The 20,237-nt window shown below is 69.7% G+C and carries 19 protein-coding genes and 1 pseudogene; 15 read left to right on the top strand and 5 right to left on the bottom strand.

What is annotated here, in order from left to right; translation table 11 throughout:
- Positions 1–155 precede the first annotated feature (155 nt).
- Positions 156–1,982 carry a bifunctional metallophosphatase/5'-nucleotidase gene (locus ACZ6MZ_RS31665; RefSeq protein ID WP_389786990.1) on the bottom strand — a complete coding sequence of 609 codons (1,827 nt, stop codon included), beginning with the start codon at positions 1,980–1,982 and terminating at the stop codon, positions 156–158.
- 236 nt (positions 1,983–2,218) lie between these two features.
- Between ACZ6MZ_RS31665 and ACZ6MZ_RS31660 the strand changes: the two are divergent.
- From ACZ6MZ_RS31660 to pstB, 12 genes and pseudogenes are all read left to right on the top strand, one after another.
- Positions 2,219–2,791, top strand: a pseudogene (locus ACZ6MZ_RS31660) (RNA-guided endonuclease InsQ/TnpB family protein); the annotation flags it as partial.
- A gap of 99 nt (positions 2,792–2,890) precedes the next feature.
- Positions 2,891–3,811: a mycothiol synthase gene (mshD, locus tag ACZ6MZ_RS31655; protein WP_389786989.1), complete on the top strand. Its 921-nt coding sequence runs from the start codon at positions 2,891–2,893 to the stop codon at positions 3,809–3,811.
- A 147-nt stretch (positions 3,812–3,958) separates the two neighbouring features.
- The gene (locus tag ACZ6MZ_RS31650) at positions 3,959–4,357 is read left to right on the top strand and encodes a GntR family transcriptional regulator (protein ID WP_469355896.1); all 399 of its coding nucleotides are present in this window, start codon (positions 3,959–3,961) and stop codon (positions 4,355–4,357) included.
- Positions 4,354–5,271, top strand: coding sequence for an ABC transporter ATP-binding protein (locus tag ACZ6MZ_RS31645; RefSeq protein WP_384185155.1), 918 nt, complete (start codon positions 4,354–4,356; stop codon positions 5,269–5,271). The genes ACZ6MZ_RS31650 and ACZ6MZ_RS31645 overlap by 4 nt, the downstream gene beginning before the upstream one ends.
- Entirely contained in the window at positions 5,268–6,203 is a 936-nt protein-coding gene (locus ACZ6MZ_RS31640) for an ABC transporter permease (protein ID WP_469355894.1), read from the top strand. Before ACZ6MZ_RS31645 ends, ACZ6MZ_RS31640 begins: the two co-directional genes overlap by 4 nt.
- A gap of 233 nt (positions 6,204–6,436) precedes the next feature.
- Positions 6,437–8,665: an RNA degradosome polyphosphate kinase gene (locus ACZ6MZ_RS31635; protein WP_389786982.1), complete on the top strand. Its 2,229-nt coding sequence runs from the start codon at positions 6,437–6,439 to the stop codon at positions 8,663–8,665.
- 19 nt (positions 8,666–8,684) lie between these two features.
- The gene (locus tag ACZ6MZ_RS31630; protein WP_389786979.1) at positions 8,685–9,671 is read left to right on the top strand and encodes a CHAD domain-containing protein; all 987 of its coding nucleotides are present in this window, start codon (positions 8,685–8,687) and stop codon (positions 9,669–9,671) included.
- Between the two features lie 20 nt (positions 9,672–9,691).
- Positions 9,692–10,117, top strand: a complete 426-nt coding sequence (locus tag ACZ6MZ_RS31625) for an NUDIX hydrolase (protein WP_469355893.1) — start codon at positions 9,692–9,694, stop codon at positions 10,115–10,117.
- A gap of 377 nt (positions 10,118–10,494) precedes the next feature.
- Positions 10,495–11,628 (top strand): phosphate ABC transporter substrate-binding protein PstS, encoded by a 1,134-nt coding sequence (gene pstS, locus ACZ6MZ_RS31620; protein ID WP_469355891.1) that lies wholly within the window; start codon positions 10,495–10,497, stop codon positions 11,626–11,628.
- Between the two features lie 124 nt (positions 11,629–11,752).
- Positions 11,753–12,745, top strand: a complete 993-nt coding sequence (gene pstC / locus ACZ6MZ_RS31615; RefSeq protein WP_469355889.1) for a phosphate ABC transporter permease subunit PstC — start codon at positions 11,753–11,755, stop codon at positions 12,743–12,745.
- Positions 12,742–13,821, top strand: a complete 1,080-nt coding sequence (pstA, locus tag ACZ6MZ_RS31610) for a phosphate ABC transporter permease PstA (RefSeq protein WP_389786970.1) — start codon at positions 12,742–12,744, stop codon at positions 13,819–13,821. The genes pstC and pstA overlap by 4 nt, the downstream gene beginning before the upstream one ends.
- Positions 13,822–13,874: 53 nt before the next feature.
- Positions 13,875–14,651, top strand: a complete 777-nt coding sequence (pstB, locus tag ACZ6MZ_RS31605) for a phosphate ABC transporter ATP-binding protein PstB (protein ID WP_386878520.1) — start codon at positions 13,875–13,877, stop codon at positions 14,649–14,651.
- A gap of 153 nt (positions 14,652–14,804) precedes the next feature.
- Here the strand turns inward: pstB and ACZ6MZ_RS31600 are convergent, their stop codons facing one another.
- Positions 14,805–15,803, bottom strand: a complete 999-nt coding sequence (locus ACZ6MZ_RS31600) for an inorganic phosphate transporter (RefSeq protein WP_389786968.1) — start codon at positions 15,801–15,803, stop codon at positions 14,805–14,807.
- 5 nt (positions 15,804–15,808) lie between these two features.
- Entirely contained in the window at positions 15,809–16,429 is a 621-nt protein-coding gene (locus ACZ6MZ_RS31595) for a DUF47 domain-containing protein (protein ID WP_384185130.1), read from the bottom strand.
- 199 nt (positions 16,430–16,628) lie between these two features.
- Between ACZ6MZ_RS31595 and ACZ6MZ_RS31590 the strand changes: the two genes are divergently transcribed.
- Complete coding sequence (locus ACZ6MZ_RS31590) at positions 16,629–16,982, top strand: metal-sensitive transcriptional regulator (RefSeq protein ID WP_384185127.1); 354 nt, start codon at positions 16,629–16,631, stop codon at positions 16,980–16,982.
- A gap of 61 nt (positions 16,983–17,043) precedes the next feature.
- Here ACZ6MZ_RS31590 and ACZ6MZ_RS31585 read toward each other — a convergent pair whose 3' ends face one another.
- Together ACZ6MZ_RS31585 and ACZ6MZ_RS31580 are read right to left on the bottom strand one after the other, a co-directional pair.
- Positions 17,044–17,262, bottom strand: coding sequence for a hypothetical protein (locus ACZ6MZ_RS31585; protein ID WP_389786965.1), 219 nt, complete (start codon positions 17,260–17,262; stop codon positions 17,044–17,046).
- 139 nt (positions 17,263–17,401) lie between these two features.
- Positions 17,402–18,229 (bottom strand): SCO4651 family lipoprotein, encoded by an 828-nt coding sequence (locus ACZ6MZ_RS31580; RefSeq protein ID WP_469355885.1) that lies wholly within the window; start codon positions 18,227–18,229, stop codon positions 17,402–17,404.
- 128 nt (positions 18,230–18,357) lie between these two features.
- On the opposite strand from ACZ6MZ_RS31580, the gene ACZ6MZ_RS31575 reads away from it, so the two are divergent.
- Positions 18,358–18,546, top strand: a complete 189-nt coding sequence (locus ACZ6MZ_RS31575; RefSeq protein WP_389786959.1) for a hypothetical protein — start codon at positions 18,358–18,360, stop codon at positions 18,544–18,546.
- A gap of 62 nt (positions 18,547–18,608) precedes the next feature.
- Positions 18,609–20,201 (top strand): FAD-binding oxidoreductase, encoded by a 1,593-nt coding sequence (locus tag ACZ6MZ_RS31570; RefSeq protein ID WP_469355883.1) that lies wholly within the window; start codon positions 18,609–18,611, stop codon positions 20,199–20,201.
- Positions 20,202–20,237: the final 36 nt, after the last annotated feature.

Here is a 20,237-nt window from a genome sequence, read left to right as displayed (position 1 = left end):
CCCAGGATTATGACCCGTACACATCACACGCGGAAGGCTGCCCAGGGGCGCCGGGCAGCGGGCAGCGAGGGGGCAGCGGGCATGCGAAAGGGCGGTGGGCTCGACGCCCACCGCCCTCCTTCGCCTGACCGGCCGGGCCTTACGGCCCACCCGCCCTACTTGATGATCGTGATCCGGTTCGCGGCCGGCGGGGCCAGCGGAGCCTGCGCCGTGGAGTTCGCCGCCAGGTACGCGTTGAACAGGTCCAGGTCGGACGGGCCCACGAGCTTGTTCTTGCCCTGGCCGAGCACCGCGAAGCCGTCGCCGCCGCCGCCGAGGAACTCGTTCATCGCGACCCGGTACGTCTTCGCCGGGTCGAGCGCCTCACCGTTCAGCCGCACCGAGTCCGTGACCACCCGGGCCGCGCCCGTCTTGGTCATGTCCAGGGTGTAGGTGAAGCCCTTCGAGACCTGAAGGATCTTCGGGGAGGCCTCGTTGGATCCGCTGACCTGCTGCTGCAGCGCCGTGACGATCTGAGCACCCGTCAGGTCGAGCACGTTCATCATGTTGGTGAACGGCTGGACCGTGAAGGCCTCGCCGTAGGTCACCACACCGGCGCCCTCACTGCCGGACGCCGCGTAGACCAGGTCGGACCTGATGCCGCCCGGGTTCATGAAGGCGAGCTGCGCGCCGCCCTTGTCGGCCGCCGTGGTGCCCGCGAGCTGGGCGTCGGCGATCAGATCGCCGAGCGGGGACTCCGGGGTCGTCGCGCCCCGGCCGTTGATGTCCGCGGAGATGAAGCCCTGCGGGGTGTTGGCGATCGGCGCGGCCATCTTGTTCCAGCGCGCGATCAGGTCGGTCATGTCCTGCGCCTTGGGCTGGTCACGTCGGACGACGTGGTTCGCCGACTTGACGCTCGTCCGCACGATGTCGTTGGTACGGCGGTCGTAGGTGAGCGTGGTGTCCGTGTACAGCTTGCCGAACGACGACGCCGACGTGACCAGACGCGGGTTGCCGGCCGGGTCCGCGATCGTGCAGGCGTACGCGTTGTGCGTGTGGCCCGTGACCAGCGCGTCGACCTTCGGCGAGATGCCCTTGGCGATGTCGACGATCGGACCGGAGATGCCGCCGCCGGGCGCCGGGCTGTCACAGTCGTAGTTGTACGAGGAGGAGGCCGGCAGCCCGCCCTCGTGGATCAGCGCGACGATCGACTTGACGCCCTGCCGGTCCAGTTCCTTGGCGTACTTGTTGACCGTCTCGATCTCGTCGTGGAACTTGAGTCCCTTGACGCCCTCGGCGGTCACGATGTTCGGGGTGCCCTCCAGGGTCACGCCGATGAAGCCGACCTTGACGCCGTTCTTCTTCCAGATCGTGTACGGCTTGAGTATCGGCTTGCCGGTCTTCTCCGACGTCACGTTGGCGGCGAGGTAGGGGAAGTCCGCGCCCTTGAACTTCTTCCCCTTCTCGAAGCAGCCCGCCGTCGGGTGGCAGCCACCGTTCTGGAGACGGGCCAGCTCGACCGCGCCCTCGTCGAACTCGTGGTTGCCGACGGCTGTCACATCGAGGTCGATCTTGTTGAGCGCCTCGATGGTGGGCTCGTCGTGGAAGAGGCCGGACAGCAGCGGGCTCGCGCCCACCATGTCACCGCCGGCCGCCGTGATGGAGTACGGGTTGCCCTTGCGCGCGGTGCGCAGCGAGGTCGCCAGGTACTCGACACCACCGGCGGGAATCGCCTTGACCGTACCGTCGGCCTGCGTCTCGTTGACGTTCCCGGCCGAACCGGCCGGCGGCTCCAGGTTTCCGTGCAGGTCGTTGAAGGAAAGCAGCTGTACGTCCACGGTGCTCGGCTTGTGCTGGCCGTGACCGCGGTCCTTGCCGTGTCCATAGCCGGAGCCATGGGCAGCGGCCGGCATCGCGGCGACAAGCGCGCCCACGGTGGCCAGACCGGCGGCGGTGGCGAGCACCCGCCGTGCCGCGCGGTTCTTCTGTGGTGTCGCTGACATCGGTCCCCTTGTGAATGGTGCGTGCGCATGCGCGCGGAGGGTTTGAGAGTCCTGAAAACTCCGGAGCCTGATGAAGGCTGCGAGCGGCAGCCTAGAGTCAACGCGCGTAGCGCACCAGTGGCTGCCGGGTTAACAATGCTTTGCATGAGAACTCGTGACCTTCGGCCGTGAAATGAAGCGCGGCGACGCATTGGGGCGAGGACCACGAAGAGCAAAAAACTCCCGCGCGTGATGAAATGGTAACCGATTGTAATACAGTCGCGCTGTGCAGCTTCGCCCGTAAGAGGGCGTATGAGTCAGGGCTGCCGTATGTGACATCGAGTGAGCTGTCCAAGCTGCACATCACGCAGGCAAAACGCACCGGGGAACGTTCATGGCTCGCCGAGGTATCGGCGGTGGCGCTCCAGCAGTCCCTTCGCGATCTTGATTCCGCCTACAAGAACTTCTTCGACTCGGCCAGAGGCAAGCGCAAATTCCTACGTCGCGCCGAGAAGAAGCTCAAGAGGCTCCAGCGCGACTTTTGCCGGAAGGCCAAGGGATCGAAGAACCGGGCCAAGGCCGGCATCAAGGTCGCGCGGCAGCACGCGCGCGTGGCAGACCGCCGTCGGGACTGGCATCACAAGGCATCCACACAGATCATCCGCGACAACCAAGCGGTGTACGTGGAAGACCTCGCGGCGTCCGGCCTCGCACGCACCTGGCTCGCCAAATCCGTTTATGCCGCCGGATGGTCAACGTTCGTCGCCATGAAGCAGGAAGCCACCGAGACGGTCGGACGACCGTGGCAGGAAACCCCGGCCCTCCGGCCGAGGTAGCACGTCAAAACCTGGTTGCCGTTGGGGGTGGCCTGGCTGTCGTCACGCCGTCCGTATCCCGCTCTCGCCGCGCCTCCGCCGTACCCTCGACGCATGACTGACGCAGCAGCCCGCGAGACCGGCCGGCAGATCCTGACCCTCGACGCGCTCACCCCTGAGCAGGCCGGGGCCGTCCTCGGGCTGCTCGCGGACGCCCATGCCTCGGACGGGGTGCAGGCCGTCTCCGAGCAGGGCCGGCTCCAGTTGCGCGGTGGGCATCGCGAGGGCGTGCGGCACTTTCTGCTCAGCGTCGACGGTGAACTCGTCGGGTACGGGCAGCTGGAGGACACCGACCCCGTCGAGGCGCCGGCCGCCGAGCTGGTCATCGATCCCGCGCGCCGGGGCCGTGGTCACGGCCGGGCGCTGGGGACCGCGCTGCTGGGGGCGTCCGGGAAGCGGCTGCGGGTGTGGGCGCACGGGGGCAAGTCGGCCGCCCGCCATCTGGCCCAGGTGCTCGGGCTGACGCTCTTCCGTGAACTGCGCCAGCTGCGCCGTCCGTTGAAGGCGGCCGCCATCGCCGAGCCGGTCCTGCCGGCCGGGGTCACCGTCCGTACCTTCGTACCGGGTCAGGACGACTCCGCCTGGCTCGCCGTCAACGCCGCCGCCTTCGCCCACCACCCCGAGCAGGGCACGCTGACGCAGCGGGACCTCGACGACCGCAAGGCCGAGCCGTGGTTCGACCCCAAGGGGTTCTTCCTGGCCGAGCGCGCCGGTGAGCTGATCGGCTTCCACTGGACCAAGGTGCACGCCGAGGAGCAGCTCGGTGAGGTGTACGTCGTCGGCATCAGCCCCGACGCGCAGGGCGGCGGTCTCGGCAAGGCGCTCACCGCGATCGGGCTGCGCCATCTGGCATCCCAGGGGCTGCCGACCGCGATGCTCTATGTCGACGCCGACAACACGGCCGCGGTGACGGTGTACGAACGGCTGGGCTTCAGCACGCACGAGGTGGACCTCATGTACCGCACGGAGTCCTGAACCGGCCTGCACGTCGGTAGACCGGCCGACACGTCCGTCGACCGGTCGGCAAGTCCGTAGATACGTGACGTAAGGGGCGGCGATCTTGACGTCGCCCCTTCCTTGCAGCATCCTTTCACTACTTCCTTAGTGAAAGGGTGGTTGCGGGTGATCGAGTACCGCATCGACCGGCGCAGCGGGGTGGCCACCTACCTCCAGATCGTCCAGCAGACCAAACAGGCCCTGCGCCTGGGCCTGCTGGAACCTGGCGACCGGCTGCCCACGGCCCGCGAGGTGGTGGAGGCCACCGCCATCAATCCCAACACCGTGCTCAAGGCCTACCGGGAGCTCGAGCGCGAAGGACTGGCGGAGGGGCGGCGCGGGCTCGGCACCTTTGTCCGGGGCACCCTCGGCCGCGGCTCCGCCGACAGCGCGCTGCGGGCGGAGCTGGCCGCCTGGGCCGACCGCGCCCGCGCCGAGGGCCTGGACAAGGACGACGTGGCCGCGCTTTTCACATCCGTGGTCGAAGAACGCTTCGAAGAAAGCTTCAAGGGGGACGACGCATGACAGCGGCGGCGATCGAGGCGACCGGCCTCGGCAAACGGTACGGAAGATGGGGAGACGGAAAGCGCTGGGCGCTGCGCGACTGTTCGTTCCGGATACCCGCGGGGCGCGTGTGCGCCCTCGTCGGCCCCAATGGCGCCGGCAAGTCCACGCTGCTCGCCCACGCGGCCGGGCTGCTGGTGCCCACAGAAGGTTCCGTACGTGTCCTCGGCACCGACGACCCGGCGGCGGCCCGTACACGCCTCGCGTACGTCGCGCAGGACAAGCCCCTGCACCCGCAGCTGACGGTCGGTGAGACGCTGCGGATGGGCCGCGAGCTGAACCCCGGGCGCTGGGACGCGGAGACGGCCGAGCGTGTGATCGAGGGCGGCGCGCTCGACCACGGCCTCCGGGTCCGTACGCTCTCCGGCGGGCAGCGCACCCGCGTCGCCCTCGCACTCGCCCTGGGCAAGCGCCCGGACCTGCTGCTGCTCGACGAGCCGATGGCCGACCTCGACCCGCTGGCACGCCATCAGCTGATGGGCACGCTGCTGGCGGACGCGGCGGTGAACGGCACCACTGTGGTGATCTCCTCGCACATCCTCACCGAGCTGGAGGACGCCTGCGACTATCTGCTGCTCGTGGACGGCGGACAGGTCAGGCTCGGCGGTGAGATCGAGGACATCCTCACCGCGCACACCCTGGTGACCGGGCCCGTACGCGACCTGGCACCGCACACCGTCGTCGAGTCGCGGGCGACGGGCCGCGGGCTCACCGCGCTGATCCGGCCCGACGGACCGCTGGACGACGCCTGGCAGGCGGCCGATCCCTCACTGGAGGAACTGTTGCTGGCGCATCTGCGCTCCCCCGGCGCGCCGGTCCTGTTCACCCCGAGCGCGGAGCTGCCGGGCCGTGACCGTACGGAGGTGACGGTATGAGCGCGCTGACCTTGCGCGGCCCGGCGTGGGTGGCGGTACGCCAGCACCGGCGCGCGCTGTGGGCGGGGCTGGCGCTCCTGGTGCTCACGATCGGCGTCCAGGCCGCGGCTCGGGTCTGGGTGAATTCGACGGAGGTCACCGGCACCTGCGGCAGCGTGTGGCGCGAGGCGTGCACCGCCTATTCGAACGCGGCCGGCTGGTTCGGCTGGGCGGAGACCTATGGCGGAGGGACCGTCGTCCTGCTGCCGCTGCTCGTCGCGGCGTTCGTCGCGGGCCCGCTGATCGCGCGGGAGCTGGAATCCGGGACGTACAAACTGGCCTGGACCCAGTCGGTGCCGCCCGCCCGCTGGCTCGCCTCGAAGCTCGCCGTGTCCGCCGCTGTCACCGTGGTGGCCACGGCCGTCCTCGTCATCACGTTCCGCTGGACCAGGTCGTATGTCCGGCCCGACTGGATCTTCCCGCGGGGCTGGCACGACGGTGGCTACCCCGCCCTCGGCCTGACCGCCGTCGCCCATGTCCTGCTGGCGGTCGCCGTCGGCGCGCTCGCCGGCCTGCTGGTGCGCCGTACCGTCGTGGCGATGGCCGTCGGCCTGCTCGCCACGGGTGCGGTCGTGGCCGTGTCCGCCTTGGTGCGGCCCTTCCTGTGGCCGACCGTCACGGCCTCGGGCGGGGTGCGGTTCCCGCATGATGCCTTCTTGGTGCAGCAGGGTGTCATCCTCGCCGACGGCAGCCGGATGACCCGCGGGGAATGCTGGGACATCGGACTCTCGAAGTCTCCGTGCGCGAACCCCCCGCGAGACGCGTTCTTCTACGACTACCACCCCGCCTCCCATTTCTGGCCCCTCCAGCTCATGGAGACCGGCATCGTCCTGGCCCTGGCCGCGATCGTCACCGTCGCCGCGTTCCAGGTCCTGCGCCGCCGCCACGCCTGACCCACCCGTCCCGAATCCGGCTCCCCGGGGGTGTCGTACCGCCCCCGGGGAGCCCCGCCCCGCTTTCCTCCACGTCATGTCTCCGTTACCGGCCATTCAGACGACCTTGCGACCCTCTCTGAATGCAGCCCGCTGTGCCCCCCACCCCGAACGGCAGGACCCACGGCAGGATCATCCTCGCCCCTGCTCTCTCCGACGCGCCTGTCGACCCTTCGGCGCGGAAGAATGGGGACATGAGCAAGCAGCCCGCCGAGGTCCCGGTCCAGCAGTCCCAGCCGTCCGTCGGTTTCATAGCCGCCCACCGGCCGCACACGGTCGCCACGGGCGGGTCCGACCTTGAGCCCGATCTCGACGCCGACCTCGACGCGTACGAGGAGGACGCCGGCCCGGACGGCGCGGAACTGCCCCTGGGGCGGTTCCTCGACCGTGAGCGCAGCTGGCTCGCGTTCAACGAACGGGTCCTGGAGCTCGCCGAGGATCCCGCGACCCCGCTCCTCGAACGGGCCAACTTCCTTGCCATCTTCGCGTCCAACCTGGACGAGTTCTTCATGGTCAGGGTGGCCGGCCTCAAACGGCGTATCGCGACCGGGGTCGCCACCCGCTCCGCGTCCGGCCTCCAGCCGCGCGAGGTCCTCGACCTGATCTGGACCCGCTCGCGCGAGATCATGGCCCGGCACGCCGCCTGCTACCAGCAGGATGTCGCCCCGGCGCTGGCCGACGAGGGCATCCACATCATCCGCTGGCCCGAGCTGACCGAGAAGGAGCAGGCCCGCCTCTTCACGCTCTTCCGCCAGCAGATCTTCCCGGTCCTCACGCCGCTCGCCGTGGACCCGGCGCACCCCTTCCCGTACATCTCCGGCCTCTCCCTGAACCTCGCGGTCGTCGTCCGCAACCCGGTCAGCGGCCACCGCCACTTCGCGCGGGTCAAGGTGCCGCCGCTGCTCTCCCGCTTCCTGGAGGCATCGCCGCAGCGGTACGTGCCGCTGGAGGACGTCATCGCCGCCCACCTGGAGGAGCTGTTCCCCGGGATGGAGGTGCTGGCGCACCACATGTTCCGGGTCACCCGCAACGAGGACCTGGAGGTGGAGGAGGACGACGCGGAGAATCTCCTCAAGGCGCTGGAGAAGGAGCTGATGCGGCGCCGCTTCGGGCCGCCGGTCCGGCTGGAGGTCGAGGAGTCCATCGACCCGTACGTCCTCGATCTGCTGGTCCGCGAGCTGAAGGTGTCCGACGCGGAGGTCTATCCGCTGCCGGGGCCGCTGGATCTGACGGCGCTCTTCGGGATCTCGGCGCTGGACCGGCCCGAGCTGAAGTTCCCCAAGTTCATCGCGGGCACGCACCGCGATCTCGCCGAGGTGGAGTCCGCGTCCGCGCCCGACATCTTCGCCGCGCTGCGCGAGCGTGACGTGCTGCTGCACCACCCGTACGACTCGTTCTCGACGTCCGTGCAGGCCTTCCTGGAGCAGGCCGCGGCCGACCCGGACGTGCTGGCCATCAAGCAGACGCTGTACCGCACGTCCGGCGACTCCCCGATAGTGGACGCGCTGATCGACGCCGCCGAGTCGGGCAAGCAGGTCCTCGTGCTGGTCGAGATCAAGGCCCGCTTCGACGAGCAGGCCAACATCAAATGGGCGCGCAAGCTCGAAGAGGCCGGCTGCCATGTGGTGTACGGCCTGGTCGGGCTGAAGACGCACTGCAAGCTCTCCCTGGTGGTCCGGCAGGAGGGCGAGAACCTGCGCCGCTACAGCCATGTCGGCACCGGCAACTACCACCCGAAGACGGCGCGGCTGTACGAGGACCTCGGTCTGCTCACCGCGGACCCGCAGGTCGGCGCGGACCTCTCGGACCTCTTCAACCGGCTGTCCGGCTACTCGCGCCGGGAGACCTACCGCCGGCTGCTGGTCGCGCCGAAGTCCCTGCGCGACGGGCTCGTCTCCCGTATCAACAAGGAAGCCGCGCACCACCGCGCCGGGCGTCCCGCCTATGTCCGTATCAAGGTCAACTCGATGGTCGACGAAGCGATCATCGACGCCTGCTACCGGGCCGCCCAGGCCGGTGTGCCGGTGGACATCTGGGTGCGCGGCATCTGTGCCGTACGCCCCGGGGTCGCCGGCCTCTCCGAGAACATCCGGGTGCGCTCCATCCTGGGGCGCTTCCTGGAACACTCCCGGGTCTTCGCCTTCGGCAACGGCGGCGAGCCCGAGGTCTGGCTCGGCAGTGCCGACATGATGCACCGCAATCTCGACCGCCGTATCGAAGCGCTGGTACGGCTCACCGACCCGGCTCACCGCGCGGCCATCACCCGGCTGCTCGAGGTCGGGATGTCCGACAAAACGTCCTCCTGGCACCTGGGCGCGGACGGCAACTGGACCCGGCACGCCACGGATGCGGAGGGCCAGCCGCTGCGGCATGTACAGGAAATGCTCATAGACGCCCGGAGGCGCCGGCGTGCAGCACCATGAAGTGGACACCGAAAGGCTTATGGCAGGCGAGGTCCTGGCCGGGTATCTGCACTCCCGCGCCGGTGATTTCCTGCGCGGCCTGCGGCTGTACGGCGAGAGCGGCTCGGACACCGCGGCGGCCGAGGCGGCGGCCCGTTCGCTGCGCGGCGCGGCCCGCAGGATCGGCGGCGGCCTGCATACGTTCCGGCCGCTGCTCGACCCGGTCTGGGCCGATCAGCTCCGTACGGAACTGGGCTGGCTCTCCGGCACCCTGGCCCAGGAGCAGGCCTGTACGGCCCGGCTGCACCGGCTCGTCGGGGCGCTGGCGCGGCTCTCCGGGCCGCCCCCCGGCTCCGTCTCGGCGCGCGCGGAAGCGGGGTCCGGCGGTCAGCCGCCCGGCACGCTCACCGTCGGGGCGTCCCGCGCCGGCGCCCTGCTGGAGCGGCAGCTGACGCTCGCCAGGACCCGCGCGCACTCCGCCGCGCTCCAGGCGCTCGGCTCGTCCCGCTTCCACGCGGTGGCGGACGCCGTGGCCGTATTGGCGTCCGAAGTGCCCCTGGCGCCGGTCGCGGCCGCCCCCGCCATCGAGGTGCTGGCCGGTCCCGGCGACAGCACCGAGCGGCAGCTGCTGGACGCGGTGGCCGGGCTGCCGCTGGCGCGCGCCGCGCATCCGTACAACGCGGAGGCGCTGGTCCACGGGCTGGCCACCGCGTCGGACGGCGAGGCGCAGGACGCCCCCTGGCACCACGTGCGCCAGCTGCTGCGGCTGCACCGGTACGCGCAAGAGGTGTGGTGCGCGGGCGGCGCCCCCGATCCGGTGCTGATGGCCGCGGGCCAGGCCCTGGACCGGCACCGCGACGCGGCCGAGGCGGCCGCGGCCGCGGCGAACGCGGCCCGTACACCGCGGATCGCGCCGACGACGGCGTACGCGCTGGGGGTGCTGCACGCCGACCAGCGTCATGAGGTGGAGGCGGCGCGCTTCGCCTTCCAGCAGGTGTGGCAGCGGGCGGCGGCGACCGCGCCGTGACGGGGAACGGGAGCCGGTCCATGCGCGGGGGCGGCCGGACGGACGTGGTGCTCGCGGCGGGCTGTGTGCTCTGGCGCCGCTCGGCGTCCGGCGACGGGATCGAACTGGCCCTGGTCCACCGTCCCAAGTACGACGACTGGTCCCACCCGAAGGGCAAGCTCAAGCGCGCGGAGGACGCGTTGGCGGGGGCCCTGCGCGAGGTGCTGGAGGAGACGGGGCACCACTGCGCGCCCGGGGCCCGGCTCGGCACGGTCCGCTATCTGGCCCAGGGCCGCCCCAAAGAGGTCAGCTACTGGGCGGCCGAGGCGACGGACGGCGCCTTCACCCCGAACGACGAGGTCGACCGCATAGCGTGGCTCGCCCCGCCGGCGGCCCGCGACCGCCTCACGCAGCCCCGCGACCGCCTCCTGGTGGACGCCCTGCTCAACGCGCTGCACGCGACGTAGCGGCCCCGGCGACAACCCGGGCACCGCACGCGACGTAGCGGCCCGGCGACAGCCCGACACCGCACGCGACGTAGCGGCCCGACGCCGCACGCAACGAAGCGCACGCAACGTAGCGTCCTGGCGACAGCCCGTACTGATCAGCCGCCCGCACCCCCGTCCCGCACGCCCCTTTCACCACCCGCACCCCGCCGGAGGCGCCCCCGCACCCAGCTGTCCGGCGAGGTTCACCTTCCGTTCACCCCCCTCCGTCGGCGGCTTCACCTGATCTGCCTAATTTCGGCCTTACACGGTGACCGGCACAGTGCCGCACCAGCCACCCCGACGCACGCCGCCGTAAGACTTCTCGGACCGGCGGCTCTTGGAAGGAAACACCCGAAGTGAAGCTTCAGCGCAAGAACGGGCTGCGCGCCACAGCGCTCGGTGCCCTCGCCGTCTCCGGCGCCCTGGTTCTCACGGCGTGCGGTTCGGACAACAACGCCGGCGACTCCGGCGACACGGGTACGAAGGCCACCGCCGCCTCCAGCGCGGTGTGCAAGGACGCCAAGGGCCAGCTGCTCGCGTCCGGCTCCAGCGCGCAGAAGAACGCCATGGACCTCTGGGTCAAGAACTACATGGCCTCCTGTACTGGCGTCGAGGTCAACTACAACAGCTCCTCCTCCGGTGAGGGCATCGCCAACTTCAACCAGGGCACCGTCGGCTTCGCCGGCTCCGACTCGGCGCTCAAGCCCGAAGAGGTCGCCGAGTCGAAGAAGATCTGCTCGGGCGGCCAGGGCATCAACCTGCCGATGGTCGGCGGACCGATCGCGATCGGTTACCACCTGGAGGGTGTGGACAGCCTCGTCCTGGACGCCCCCACGCTCGCCAAGATCTTCGACAGCAAGATCAAGAGCTGGGACGACGCGGCCATCGCGAAGCTGAACCCCGACGCCAAGCTCCCGAAGAAGCCCATCCAGGCCTTCCACCGCTCCGAGGACTCCGGCACCACGCAGAACCTCGGCAAGTACCTCGCCGCCACCGCCGCTTCCGACTGGAAGTACGAGGCCGAGAAGAAGTGGCCCGCCCCCGGCGGCCAGTCGGCGTCCGGCTCCTCCGGTGTCGCCACGCAGGTGAAGCAGGTCGACGGCGCGATCGGTTACTTCGAGCTGTCCTACGCCACCTCGCAGCAGATCTCGACGGTCTCCGTCGACACGGGCGCCAGCGCCCCGGTCGAGGCGTCGTCCGAGAACGCCTCCAAGGCCATCGCCGCCGCCAAGATCAAGGGCACCGGCAGCGACCTGGCCCTCGACCTGGACTACGCCACCAAGGCCGACGGCGCCTACCCGATCGTCCTCGTGACGTACGAGATCGCCTGCGACAAGGGCAACAAGCCCGAGACGCTGGCCACGGTCAAGTCCTTCCTGACCTACACCGCCAGCGACGAGGGCCAGAAGCTGCTCTCCGACGCCGGTTACGCGCCGATCCCGGCCGAGATCAACGCCAAGGTCCGCGAGACGGTCGCCTCCCTCTCGTAGTCCCTCAGCTCAGCAGGTGACGGCAGGCCGGCCCGGTGCACCCCTCCGGGCCGGCGGGCCGTCCACCCATCCGGTGCACCGCCGCCAGGGGAGCCCTCACTCCCCCACACAGACCGGAAAGACCATGGCTTCCACCACACCCACAGACACACCGCCCGCCCCGTCGCTCAGCCCCAGGTCGGGAACCTCCACGGGCCGCGCGGGCGACACGATCTTCTCGGGCCTCTCGCGGGGCTCGGGCATTCTGCTGCTCGTCGTCATGGCGTCGATCGCGGGGTTCCTCACCTACCGCGCCGCCATCGCCATCTCCAAGGACGAGGGCAACTTCCTCACCACCTTCGACTGGGACGCCTCCGCCACCCCGCCGGTTTTCGGCATCGCGGTCCTGCTCGTCGGTACGATCGTCAGCTCGATCGTCGCGATGGTCATCGCCGTCCCGATCGCCGTCGGCATCGCGCTCTTCATCTCGCACTACGCGCCGCGCCGCCTGGCCGCGCCCCTCGCGTACGTCGTGGATCTGCTGGCCGCCGTGCCGAGCATCATCTACGGCATCTGGGGCGCCATCGTGCTCGTGCCGTACCTCGCGGGCCTCAATCTCTGGCTCGACCAGTACTTCGCGTGGACATACCTCTTCGACCAGACCCAGCCCGGCGTCGCCCGCAACATGCTGACCGTCGGGATCCTGCTGGCGATCATGATCCTGCCGATCGTGACCAGCGTCAGCCGGGAGGTCTTCCTCCAGGTTCCGCGGATGAACGAAGAGGCGGCCCTCGCCCTGGGCGCCACGCGCTGGGAGGTCATCCGGCTCTCCGTCCTGCCGTTCGGACGCTCCGGTGTCATCTCGGCCTCGATGCTGGGACTCGGCCGGGCGCTCGGCGAGACGATGGCCGTCGCCACGGTTCTGTCTCCCAGCTATCTGATGTCGCTCCATCTGCTCGACCCGGGCGGCGGCACGTTCGCCCAGAACATCGCGGCGAAGTTCGGCGAGGCCAATCCGCTCGGGCGTGACGCCCTGATCGCCTCCGGCCTGGTGCTCTTCGTCCTGACTCTGCTGGTGAACGGTGCGGCCCGGCTGATCATCGCGCGCCGCAAGGAGTACTCGGGGGCCAACGCATGAGCCACACAGCCGTACAGCACACGCAGGCCCCGCTGCCGCCCGTGGGCGAACAGAAGAGCCTCAGCCACCGCGGTCTCCCTCGCTGGGCGCCGGCCGGCTTCGCCCTCGTCGGCATCCTGCTCGGCGTGGGCATCGGAGCCGCCGCCGGCCTCGACAGCAAGGTCCAGTGGGGCCTGATCGCCGTCCTCGCCTTCCTCGCCGTCTCGTACGTCACCACCTCGGTGGTCGAGAACAAGCGCCAGGCCAAGGACCGCCTCGCCACCAGCATCGTCTGGGTGTGCTTCGTCCTCGCCGTGATCCCGCTGTTCTCGCTGCTCTGGACCACCATCAGCCGCGGTGTGAAGGCGCTCGACCCGTACTTCCTGACCCACTCCATGGCCGGTATCCCCAGCGCGGAGCAGGGCGGCGGTGTCTACCACGCGCTGATCGGCACGCTGGAGCAGGTCGGCATCGCCACCGTGATCTCCACGCCGATCGGTCTGCTGACGGCCGTCTACCTCGTCGAGTACGGCAAGGGCGCGCTGGCCAAGGCGGTGACGTTCTTCGTGGACGTCATGACCGGCATCCCGTCCATCGTCGCAGGTCTGTTCATCCTGTCGATCGTGCTGATGTTCAAGATCGAGCCGTCCGGCCTGCTGGGCTCGCTCGCCCTCACGATCCTGATGATGCCGGTCGTGGTCCGCTCCACCGAGGAGATGCTCAAGCTCGTCCCGAACGAGCTGCGTGAGGCGGCGCTCGCCCTCGGCGTGCCGAAGTGGCGGATGATTCTGAAGGTGGTCCTGCCGACCGCGATCGGCGGTATCACCACCGGTGTGATGCTCGCCATCGCGCGTATCGCCGGTGAGACCGCGCCGATCATCCTGCTCGTCTTCGGCAGCCAGCTGATCAACACCAACCCCTTCGAGGGTGCGCAGTCCTCGCTCCCCTTCTACATCTACGAGCAGTACAAGGCCGGCGAGGTCGCTTCCATCGACCGTGCCTGGGCCGCGGCCCTGGTGCTGATCGCGTTCGTCATGATCCTCAATCTGGTGGCGCGCGGCATCGCCCGCTGGAAGGCCCCGAAGACCGGCCGCTGAGGCCTCGATATCCGGCTCCGCCGCGCGGGGCCACGAAAGAAGCAGTGATTGACATGGCCAAGCGAATCGACGTCAGCGGACTCTCCGCCTACTACGGCTCCCACCGGGCGATCGACGACATCTCGATGACCGTGGAGCCCCGCTCCGTGACGGCCTTCATCGGCCCGTCCGGCTGCGGCAAGTCCACCTTCCTGCGCACGCTGAACCGGATGCACGAGGTCACCCCCGGCGGCCGGGTCGAGGGCAAGGTGCTCCTGGACGACGAGAATCTGTACGGCGCGCATGTCGACCCGGTCGCCGTGCGCCGTACGGTCGGCATGGTCTTCCAGCGCCCGAACCCGTTCCCGACGATGTCGATCTTCGACAATGTCGCGGCGGGTCTGCGGCTCAACGGCAAGGTCCGCAAGAGCGAGCTGTCCGAGGTCGTGGAGAAGTCCCTCAAGGGCGCCAACCTCTGGAACGAGGTCAAGGACCGCCTGAACAAGCCCGGTTCCGGTCTCTCCGGCGGCCAGCAGCAGCGTCTGTGCATCGCCCGCGCCATCGCGGTCGAGCCGGAGGTGCTGCTGATGGACGAGCCGTGCTCCGCCCTCGACCCGATCTCCACCCTCGCCATCGAGGACCTGATCGGGGAGCTGAAGGAGCGCTTCACGATCGTGATCGTGACGCACAACATGCAGCAGGCGGCGCGTGTCTCGGACCGTACGGCCTTCTTCAACCTCTCCGCCGTCGGTCAGCCCGGGAAGCTCGTCGAAATAGACGAGACCGAGCGGATCTTCTCCAACCCGTCCGTGCAGGCGACCGAGGACTACATCTCGGGCCGCTTCGGATAGGGCGAAAGCCGTCCTGCGGTGCTGCATGGCGGTGCCACCGCAAGGCGAAGGGCCCGCCCCCTCTCTCAGGGGGGCGGGCCCCATTGCGTTTCCCGGCCGGTCAAAAGGTCACGCGGTCGTGGTCGCAGTCACGCGTCGTGGTCGTGGGCGCGGTCAGCCGAAGGCCAGGTTGACGATCCAGAAGCTCACCGCGGCCACCAGCGCGGCGGCCGGCATCGTGATGAACCAGCCGAGAATGATGTTCTTCGCCACGCCCCACCGCACCGCGTTGACCCGCTTCGTCGCCCCGGCGCCCATGATCGCCGAGGTGATGACATGCGTCGTCGAGATCGGCGCGTGGAACAGGAACGCCGAGCCGAACATGATCGACGCGCCGGTCGTCTCCGCCGCGAATCCCTGCGGCGGGTCCAGCTCGATGATCTTCCGTCCCAGCGTCCGCATGATGCGCCAGCCGCCCGCGTACGTACCGAGGGACAGCATCAGCGCGCAGACGATCTTCACCCAGACCGGGATCGCGTCGCCGGAGTCCTCCACATCGGCGATGACGAGGGCCATCACCACGATGCCCATCGTCTTCTGCGCGTCCTGCAGACCGTGCCCGAGGGCCATGCCCGCCGCCGAGACGGTCTGGGCTATCCGGAAGCCGCGCTTGGCCTTGTGCGGGTTGGCCTTACGGAACATCCACATGATCGCGACCATCACCAGATAGCCGACCAGCAGGCCGACGAGCGGCGAGATGAACATCGGGATGACGACCTTGTCCAGCACTCCGGACCAGATCACCTCGGTGCCGCCGGCCAGCGCCGCGCCCACCATGCCGCCGAACAGCGCGTGGGAGGACGAGGACGGAAGTCCGAAGTACCAGGTGACCAGATTCCAGACGATCGCGCCGACCAGCGCGGCGAAGAGGATGCCCATCCCCCTCGCCCCGTGCGGGGTGGCGATCAGACCCTCACTGACGGTCTTGGCGACCCCCTGGCCGAGGAACGCGCCCGCGAGGTTCATCACCGCCGCCATGGCGAGGGCGGCGCGGGGGGTCAGTGCCCGCGTGGACACCGAGGTCGCGATGGCGTTCGCGGAGTCGTGAAAGCCGTTGGTATACGTGAAGCCGAGCGCGACACCGATGGTCACGATCAGTGCGAAGGTGTCCACGAGGTTCAGGACTCCTTGACCGCGATGGTCTCCACCGTATTCGCGACGTGCTCGAACGCGTCGGCGGCCTCTTCAAGCACATCCACGATCTGCTTGAGCTTGAGCACCTCCATCGCGTCGTACTTGCCGTTGAAGAGATGGGCCAGCAGCTTGCGGTGGATCTGGTCGGCCTGGTTCTCGAGCCGGTTGACCTCGATCCAGTACTCGGTGAGGTTGTTCATCGTCCGCAGGTGCGGCATGGCCTCGGCGGTCAGCTCGGCCGCCCTGGCCAGGACCTCGATCTGCTGCTCGACTCCCTTGGGCAGCTCCTCGACGTTGTACAGAACGACAAGGTCGACGGCCTCCTCCATGAAGTCCATGATGTCGTCGAGCTGGGACGCGAGGTTGTAGATGTCCTCGCGGTCGAACGGCGTGATGAAGGAGGAGTTGAGCTGGTGGAAGATCGCGTGGGTGGCGTCGTCGCCCGCGTGCTCGGCTGCCCGCATCCGCTCCGCGATCTCGGCCCTGGCGGAGGAATCCGCCCCGAGGAGTTCCATGAGGAGCTTGGAGCCCGTGACGATGTTGTCCGCGGACGCGGCGAACATGTCGTAGAAGCTCGTCTCCCTGGGGGTCAGACGAAATCGCACGTGGGTTCCTCGGGTTACATGGGATTCGGTCAGGCTGATGCTAGGCGCATCATCCGGCCACGACTAACCGGCAAGTTCCCAGTGTCGCCCATGCGACATGGTGATATGCACAGGGCCCTGCCCCAAGGCTCACAGACAGGTATCATATACCCATGAGGGGTATATAGCCCTCTTTCGGACAGCACAACGGGAGGACGCGATGACGACCACCGAGGCGGCCGGCGCGGCGACGAGCGACGCGCCCTCCGTCACCACCGATCACGACCGCGGGGTGCACGGCTACCACAAGCAGAAGGACGAGCACCTCAAGAGGCTGCGCCGGATCGAGGGCCAGATCCGGGGCCTGCAGCGGCTGGTCGACGAGGACGTCTACTGCATCGACATACTCACGCAGGTCTCCGCCTCGACGAAGGCCCTGCAGTCCTTCGCACTCCAGCTCCTGGAGGAGCACCTGCGGCACTGCGTGGCCGACGCCGCGGTGAAGGGCGGGGAGGAAATCGACGCGAAGGTGGAGGAAGCGACCAAGGCGATTGCCCGTCTGCTCCGCACCTGACGGCCCCGGGAAAGCGGGTGCCGCGCCGACGGACGGCCGGGGCGCGGCGGGACCGCGCCCCTCAGGCCCTGTCCGGCGGACACTCGCGGCGGCACTCGGTCTGACGGGGAGGCCGGGGCGGGACGGGACGCTCGACCGTGACGTTCAGCACCTCGTCGATACGGGCCGGACTGAGCCGTTCCCCGTCCGCGGCCGACGCCGCGATCATCAACTCGCCGCACCACTCGATCTCGGCGAGGGCCACGTGGTCCTGAACGGTCGGCGTACGCAACGGAGCCACGTGCTATCACCTCTTCCTGCCGGTGTCGACTTCCTAGGGTAGGGAGCGTGATAGACCCCGCGCATGGCACGTCCGGACCATTTCCGCCTTGGTCCTCCATGGTTACGGCTTGATTTGATCTTGTTTTGATCCGGCGGGCTCACGCTTTGATCTTCCCGGTGAAGATATCGCCCCGGGGAGGCAGCGTGACGGTGACCCGGACACCGAACGCGTACAGCAGCGTCGTCGATGCGACAGCGACCGTACGCCCCTGGTTGAGATAGCTGAACTGGTGCCGGACTTTGCGCAATCGGCCCGATTCGTCCAGATACGCGTCGAACGGTACGGCGTCCTCGCTGAACCCTTCGGCCGCGGCGGCCAACGCCCCGCGCGCGTACGGCAGCGCCGCCTTCGCGGCCTGCCGGATGTCCGTGACCCCGCGGTAGTGCCACACCCTGGTCCCGGCCAGATCCTGTTCCGCGACAAACATCACATTCCGCGCGGTACGCAGCAGTTCGGCCGCGGCCAGCGGATCGGTCACCCCGCCCGTGACCAGATTCCCGTCCTCCAGGGCGGTCGAGTCCACCCTGACCCACTTGTCGGCCGGCACCCCGGCCCCGCGGTTCTTCATGTACAGCGCACCGGGCGACAGCAGTTCGGTGATGGGCCGGTGCTCGCTCGCGCCCGCGGGGTCCTTGGGCAGGACGACCTTGAGCTGCCCCATCCGCTTGCCGAAGTCGTACGTGCCCTCGCCCCGGATGGTCACGCGCGTCCCGCCGGCCGCCATCTCCATGGACGTACGGGCCTTCGAACTGCCGGACGCGAGCAGCACGTCGGCCGCCTTCCGCACCGCTCCCGGGTCACGGCCGGGCCGGTCGTCGGCCGCGGCGCCACTGCCCGCGGCGCATCCGCCGCTCGTGGCCACGAGCCCCGTCATGGCCATGGCGGCGAACGCCACGCTCCTGCGTCTGTGCTGCTGCACCACCATCGCCTGCCAACCCCCAACACCCGACCGCCGCTTGTCCGAAGCCCCACCCGTCCCGGATAACGACGCCCCGCGTTCCCCGTCACGCCGGGCCTGGTTACGGGGCGGCGACACCCCGGTACCGTGGAGGTGTGTGCGAGCAAGACACCTCCGGTCCCCCCACCGCCGCCTCACCCCGCACGGCGGCTCCCCACACCACCTCCACTGTCGAACGCGGCTCGTTCTGCCTGGCCCGCTGCACCTGCGGCTGGACGGGCGCGGCCCGCAGATCACGCGACCGCGCCCGTACCGACGCGGACTCCCACGCCGCGTCGCGCTGACGCGGACCGCCCCACCGCAGACAGTCCCACCGCGGCGCGGGCCGCCCTCAGGAGGTCGTCATATGGAACGGCGCAGACTGCTCACCGCCGCGGCCGCCGCCGTCACGGCCGCCACCGCGGCCGCCTGTTCCGGTGACGGTACGGGAAAGCCGGCGGACGGAGCGCCTCCCCACGACGGCACCACACCGCCCCGCCGCACCCCGCCGGCGAGCGGCTCCCCCGGAGCGAGCGGCTGGAGCGCGCTCGCAAAGGGGCTGGACGGAGAGCTCGTACGGCCGGACGACGCCGCGTACGCGACAGCCAGGCAGCTCTACAACACCCGGTTCGACACCCTGAAGCCCGCGGCCGTCGCCTATGTCGGCGGCGAGGACGACATAAAGGAGTGCCTCGACTTCGCCCGTACCCACCGCACCCCCGTCTCCATCCGGGGCGGCGGCCACTCCTACGCGGGCTGGTCCAGCGGCAACGGCCGTCTCGTCATCGACATATCGAAGCTCGACTCGCTCGAGGACGCCGCCTCGGACGGCACCATCGGCGCCGGCGCCAAGCTCGCCGACGTCTACCGCACCCTCGCGGATCATGGGCGTACGATCCCGGCCGGATCCTGCCCCACCGTCGGCGTCGCCGGCCTCACCCTCGGCGGCGGACACGGCGTCGCGGCCCGCGCGTACGGCCTGACCTGCGACAGCCTCACCTCAGCCACCCTCATCACGGCCGACGGCAAGCGACTGACCGCCGACGCCACGCAGAACCAGGACCTCTTCTGGGCGCTGCGCGGCGCGGGGAACGGCAACTTCGGCGTCGTCACCGAGCTCCGCTTCCGTACGCATCCCGCGCCCACCGGCATCACCGCCTTCCTCAGCTGGCCCTGGCCGAAGGCGGCGGCCCTGCTCGACGCCTGGCAGAAGTGGGGCCCCGACCAGCCCGACGAGATCTGGTCCTCGCTCCATCTCTCCGCGGGGCCCGGCGGCGTCGCCCCGACCGCCACCCTCTCCGTCTTCTCCCTCGGTGACGAGGCGGATCTCCATAACGCCGTCGACCGCCTCGCGGACGGCGTGGGCGGCCCCGGCCCCGCGCGCTCCGTCTCGCTGCGCCGCCGCGGCTACGAGGACGCGATGCTGGTGTACGCGGGCTGCTCCGGATTCACCGAGGAGCAGTGCCGGCTGCCCGGTACGACTCCCGGCCGCAGCGCCGGGGGCGCGCTCCGGCGTGAGACGTACGCGGCCGCCTCGGACTTCTTCGACCGGTCCCTCTCCCCGGCCGGCCTGCGCGTCCTGGTGTCGGCCGCCGAGGAGTTCACCCGGATCCCGGCGGCCCGGGGCGGCGGCGGCTCGCTCGTCCTGACCGCGCTCGGCGGCGCGGTCAACCGCGTGGATCCGCTCGCCACGTCCTTCGTCCACCGGCGTTCGCGGATGCTGGCGCAGTACATCGCCGCCTGGGAGCCCGGGACCTCGGGACCGGAACAGCGGGCGTGGCTTCAGCGCACCCACGCGTCGATGCGCCGCTACGCGTCGGGCGCGGCGTACCAGAACTACATCGACCCGGCGCTGACCGGCTGGCGTACGGCCTACTACGGCGCCGCCGCCGACCGGCTGACCCGGCTGAAGAAGCAGTACGACCCCGACCGGCTGTTCGATTTCCCGCAGGCGCTGTGAAGGTCGTTTCCCCGCAGGCGCCGTGACGGTCCTTGT

The sequence above is a fragment of the Streptomyces sp. NPDC042201 genome (assembly GCF_055582185.1).
The sequence above is the reverse complement of the archived record's forward strand: the minus strand, read 5'-3'. Positions and strand labels throughout refer to the sequence as shown.

Excerpts from the sequence above, each read along its gene's own strand:
- ACZ6MZ_RS31665 (WP_389786990.1), bottom strand. The coding sequence starts at position 1,982 with ATGTCAGCGACACCACAGAAGAACCGCGCGGCACGGCGGGTGCTCGCC.
- mshD (WP_389786989.1), top strand. The coding sequence starts at position 2,891 with ATGACTGACGCAGCAGCCCGCGAGACCGGCCGGCAGATCCTGACCCTC.
- ACZ6MZ_RS31645 (WP_384185155.1), top strand. The coding sequence starts at position 4,354 with ATGACAGCGGCGGCGATCGAGGCGACCGGCCTCGGCAAACGGTACGGA.
- ACZ6MZ_RS31640 (WP_469355894.1), top strand. The coding sequence starts at position 5,268 with ATGAGCGCGCTGACCTTGCGCGGCCCGGCGTGGGTGGCGGTACGCCAG.
- ACZ6MZ_RS31635 (WP_389786982.1), top strand. The coding sequence starts at position 6,437 with ATGAGCAAGCAGCCCGCCGAGGTCCCGGTCCAGCAGTCCCAGCCGTCC.
- ACZ6MZ_RS31630 (WP_389786979.1), top strand. The coding sequence starts at position 8,685 with ATGGCAGGCGAGGTCCTGGCCGGGTATCTGCACTCCCGCGCCGGTGAT.
- ACZ6MZ_RS31625 (WP_469355893.1), top strand. The coding sequence starts at position 9,692 with ATGCGCGGGGGCGGCCGGACGGACGTGGTGCTCGCGGCGGGCTGTGTG.
- pstC (WP_469355889.1), top strand. The coding sequence starts at position 11,753 with ATGGCTTCCACCACACCCACAGACACACCGCCCGCCCCGTCGCTCAGC.
- pstA (WP_389786970.1), top strand. The coding sequence starts at position 12,742 with ATGAGCCACACAGCCGTACAGCACACGCAGGCCCCGCTGCCGCCCGTG.
- pstB (WP_386878520.1), top strand. The coding sequence starts at position 13,875 with ATGGCCAAGCGAATCGACGTCAGCGGACTCTCCGCCTACTACGGCTCC.
- ACZ6MZ_RS31590 (WP_384185127.1), top strand. The coding sequence starts at position 16,629 with ATGACGACCACCGAGGCGGCCGGCGCGGCGACGAGCGACGCGCCCTCC.
- ACZ6MZ_RS31580 (WP_469355885.1), bottom strand. The coding sequence starts at position 18,229 with ATGGTGGTGCAGCAGCACAGACGCAGGAGCGTGGCGTTCGCCGCCATG.
- ACZ6MZ_RS31570 (WP_469355883.1), top strand. The coding sequence starts at position 18,609 with ATGGAACGGCGCAGACTGCTCACCGCCGCGGCCGCCGCCGTCACGGCC.